Origin of the sequence: Streptomyces torulosus (assembly GCF_001419765.1) — a bacterium.
Lineage (GTDB): Bacteria > Actinomycetota > Actinomycetes > Streptomycetales > Streptomycetaceae > Streptomyces > Streptomyces torulosus.
In genome coordinates, this window is record NZ_LIRK01000044.1 from 1 (window position 1) to 4,014 (window position 4,014).

The following is a 4,014-nucleotide window of genomic DNA, read 5'->3' on the forward strand; positions in this document are numbered from 1 at the left end:
ACCTCGCCTGGAACGGCAGCCGCGCGGGCAGCTTCAGCTGGCTGCCGTTCCAGGCGAGGTGGGCCCCGCAGACGTACTTGAGGTACCAGTGCACGCCCATGAGCAGGGTGGCCGGTGTCGTGGCCCGTACCTGGATGTGTCCTGTGGTGCCGGTGACCCGGAAGCGGTCGACCACGCCGTCGCGGTCGAGGAGACTGAGCCGGAACTGCCCGGCATGACCGGGCAGCAGCCGATTGAGCGCCGAGCGCGCGGGAGCCGTATCGAAGACGGGGCCCCCGCCGGGGCTCTCCGCGGCGTGGGCCGGGGCCGACCATTCCAGGACGGCGCCGAGGCCGATGGCACCGGCCGAGCCCAGCACCGTGCGTCGCGACGGACTGTTCATGTCTGTGTGCCCCCTGTGTCGACAGTGGCGGCACGCTAACGGGGCGACCGTCCGTGAACAACGGTGCGCACGGAGCTGGCGCGTTCACGTCGCCGGAACGGACCCGGAGGTACGTACGAATGAGTGTGACGAGGAAGAGGCTCGCGGGGAGCGCGATCGGCGCGACCCTGGCCCTGCTGGCGCTGACCGGCTGCGGCTCGGGCGACGACGAGGGCGCGGCGGTTCCCAAGACGGCCACCGGGACCTTGGAGCACATCGCGGGCGAGGTGGGCTGCAAACCGGACATGCAGACGGACGCCGACACGATCCGCCAGGCCCTCTGCACCAACAAGGACGGCGACTTCGACGGCAAGTTCGTCCTCGCGACCTTCGCCACCGACCGCGGCCAGGCGGAATGGCTCGCCGGCGCCAAGGACTACGGCGGCTACTACCTCGTCGGCCGCAAGTGGGTCGCCGTCGGCGAGAAGAAGACGGTCGCCGGGCTCCAGGGCACCCTCGGCGGGGATGTGCAGGAGGGCTCGGAGCACATGAACCCCGGCGGCAGCCACAACGACAGCGGCAGCCACAGCGGCGGCGGCCACAGCGGATAGCTGGCACCGCGCGTGTCGTGCCCGACCGCGCGGGCCCGGGGCGGGCACACGAAAGCCGGCGGTGGGAATTCCCACCGCCGGCTTCGGTAGTTCAGAACCGCTTCCGTGTTACTGGCAGTTCTGGCCGTTGTTGATGCAGTTGACCATCTTGTTCATCGTGTTCTGGTTGAAGAAGTTGATGAAGTCGTTGTGGTCGGTGATCGGCTTGTGCAGGTTCTCGGGGAAGGAGTCGACCGCGTACGCGTTCTTCACCTGCCCGTTCTGGATCTGCGGGGCCGGGACGCTGTAGACCAGGCGGACCTGGAGCTGGGGGATGGCCTTGAAGCCGTTGGCGCAGCTGCCGTCACCCTTGACGAAGCTCACGTGGGTGCGGTGGTTGGCGCTGTCGATGTTCTTGCCGTCCCAGCAGCTCTGGAAGAAGGACGTCCGCACCACGGAGCTGCCCTGCGGGCAGATCGGGTACTTGTCCGTCACCACACGGTTCTCGAAGCCCGTGCAGCTCCAGTTGGTGTTGGCGTTGCCCAGGCCGTTCACGAACGCCTTGGCGTCACCGGTGATGATGCGCAGCGCCTGCGGCATCGCGACGACCGGGCCGCGCTTGTTGCCGACGAACTTCAGCTGGACCTGGTTCGGCTCGACGATCTTGCCGACGTTCTTGTCCTGGCCACCACCGGGCTTGCCCTGGTCGATGTCCTGCGTACCGTCCTGGATACGGATGACCGGCCAGAAGTACGACGACTTGTCGCCCTGGTTCTGGCAGGACGTCTGCGCGTTGGCCAGCTGCTGGTCGCTCGCGAAGGCGTTGTTGCTCTGGTTGCCGACGTAGTCGTGCTGGTGCTGGGCACCGTTGCTGACGCCGGGGGCCACGATCACGTTGTCCGAGTTGCGGATCTCGTTCTTGTTGTTTCCGCAGTTCGTGGTGAAGGTGCCTCGCGAACCACCGTTGCCGTTCGCGGCGAGACCGTTGCCGTTCACGCCCTTCGGGCCGCCGTTGGGCTGGACCTGGTTGATGTTGATGAAGTCCCCGGCCACCGGGCCGTTGCCGCCCTGGCCCTGAGCCTGGCCGTTGTTGCCCTGCTGGCCGCCCTGCTGCTGACCACCTTGCTGCTGGCCGCCCTGCTGCTGGCCACCTTGCTGCTGGCCGCCCTGCTGCTGACCACCTTGCTGCTGGCCGCCCTGCTGGGCGCCGCCGGCGTTGGTCTGCGCCTGGTCGGTCTTGCTCTGGCAGGTGGCGAGCTGCGCCATGCCCTGCGGGACCTGACCACCCACGCGCCGGATGTTGATGCCGATCCGGTCGATGGTGGCCGACCGCTTGGCCTTCAGCGGGCCGAGAATGGCGTTGTTGACGAAGCCGGCGTCCCGGGACTGGGCCTGGCGGGTCTCCGCCAGACGCTTGTATGCCTCGGTGATCTGCCGGTCCAGCAGCGCCAGCTCCTTGGCGACTCCCGCGCGCGCCTGGCGGGGAACGTTCGTCAGCTTCTGGCCGACGTCCGGGCAGGCGATGGTTGCCACCTGGGCAGCGGCCAGCGTGGCATTCGGCTTGGACTTCGACTCGCCTGCTGAGGCGTAGAAGTTCGCCCAGACCAGACCGCCGCCCGCTACCGCGAGCGCCGCGGATGCGGCAATGGCCCGAACGGCCAGCGGCGAACGTCGTTTCCGTGTGTTGCGTCCCATGGAACTCCTCTGACTTCCTTGCGGGGCATCGAGGCGCCCGACAGGAGTGAAGCGGCTCCCTCAGATACGCGGTGAGTCCCAGGAGTGTTCAGCCGACTCACAAATTGATGAGAGATTCGTGTGGAGACTGGGTTTCAACACCCCCCGCGCGACTACGAGTTGTCGAGCGCTCACGGCGTGTGGAGCGTCGGGGCGCGAGGTTCGCGCGGCCACCCGGGCGGACGGCGGCCGGCTCCCCGGCCGCGCCCCGCACACCCCCTACACGCCCAGCACCTTGGCCTCCACCTCCGGATCGAGCCCCACCGCGGGCCGGTCGGGCCGCTGCGGTGCGACCCCGCCGAGGCTCAACAACCACTCCCAGGTGTCCCGCACGGTCTCCTCGACACCCCGGCACCGCAGCCCTTCCCGTACGGCACGGGAGACGTCCCTCCGGTGCAGCGCCCCATGGAGGTCGCTGCCCTCCGGCACCCACACGGGCAACTGCGTCCACGGCTCTATCCCCGCCCCGAGCACCGCCTCCGCCGGGGTCCACCGCAGGTCCGCCGGTCCGCCCGTCACCCGCACACACGCGTCGAGGAGTTCCCCCATCGTCGTCGCCCCCGGCGGCCCGACGACGTCGTACGCCCCGCTCGCCCCCCGCTCCACGGCGTCGAGGACCCAGCCCGCGAGATCGCGGACGTCTATGTACTGCAGGGGAAGGTCACGCGGGCCGGGCGCCAGCACCGGCCCGCCCCGGGCGACCCGGCCCAGCCACCACGGCAGACGCCCGATGTTCTCGTACGGCCCGAGGATCAGCCCGGCCCGGACGAGGAGCGACCGGTCCGCGCCGAACGCCTCGACGGCGGCCAGCTCCCCGCCCCGCTTGTCGCGGGCGTAGTCCGTCTGCCCGGCGTCCGCCGCCGCGCCCTGCACCACCGGCGCGCTCTCGTCGGACCCGGCGGCCGGCGGCCAGGCGTACACGGAGCAGCTCGACACATACACATACCGACCGGCCGCACCGGCCAGCAGGCGGGCGGTGTCCCGGACGGCTCGCGGCGCCGCCGACCAGGTGTCGACGACGACATCCCACCCGCCCTCGCCTGAGGCGGCGGCGGAGGCGTCGACGAGCGCCGCGAGCCCGTCCGCAGTGGTGCGGTCGCCCAGCAACGACCGCACCCCGGCGGGGGGTTCGTGCCGTCCCCGGTGGAAGACGGTCACCTCCCAGCCGCGGGCCAGCGCCGACTCCACGACGGCGCGACCCACGAACTCCGTACCACCCAGCATCAGAAGTCTCATACCGCCGACTCTGCCCGCCGGGCGCCCGGTACGGAACGGTGCTCTGCTCTCAGAAGATCCGCCCGTCGGCCGTCGCCGCCCGGCCTCGGCGGC

Annotated in this window: 4 protein-coding genes; 1 reads left to right on the top strand and 3 read right to left on the bottom strand. The window is 70.3% G+C overall.

All coding sequences use genetic code 11. The features are described from left to right. Positions 1–382 (bottom strand): alpha-N-acetylglucosaminidase N-terminal domain-containing protein (locus AOK23_RS04500; RefSeq protein WP_206336109.1); only part of this gene is annotated, 382 nt, incomplete at its 3' end. A gap of 119 nt (positions 383–501) precedes the next feature. On the opposite strand from AOK23_RS04500, the gene AOK23_RS04505 reads away from it, so the two are divergent. Next, the gene (locus tag AOK23_RS04505) at positions 502–972 is read left to right on the top strand and encodes a hypothetical protein (protein ID WP_055711447.1); all 471 of its coding nucleotides are present in this window, start codon (positions 502–504) and stop codon (positions 970–972) included. A 108-nt stretch (positions 973–1,080) separates the two neighbouring features. On the opposite strand, the gene AOK23_RS04510 is transcribed toward AOK23_RS04505, so the two are convergent. Continuing rightward, complete coding sequence (locus AOK23_RS04510) at positions 1,081–2,646, bottom strand: DUF1996 domain-containing protein (protein WP_055711448.1); 1,566 nt, start codon at positions 2,644–2,646, stop codon at positions 1,081–1,083. Between the two features lie 258 nt (positions 2,647–2,904). Then, on the bottom strand, positions 2,905–3,921 hold the full coding sequence (locus AOK23_RS04515; RefSeq protein WP_206336110.1) for an NAD-dependent epimerase/dehydratase family protein: 1,017 nt from the start codon (positions 3,919–3,921) through the stop codon (positions 2,905–2,907). Positions 3,922–4,014: the final 93 nt, after the last annotated feature.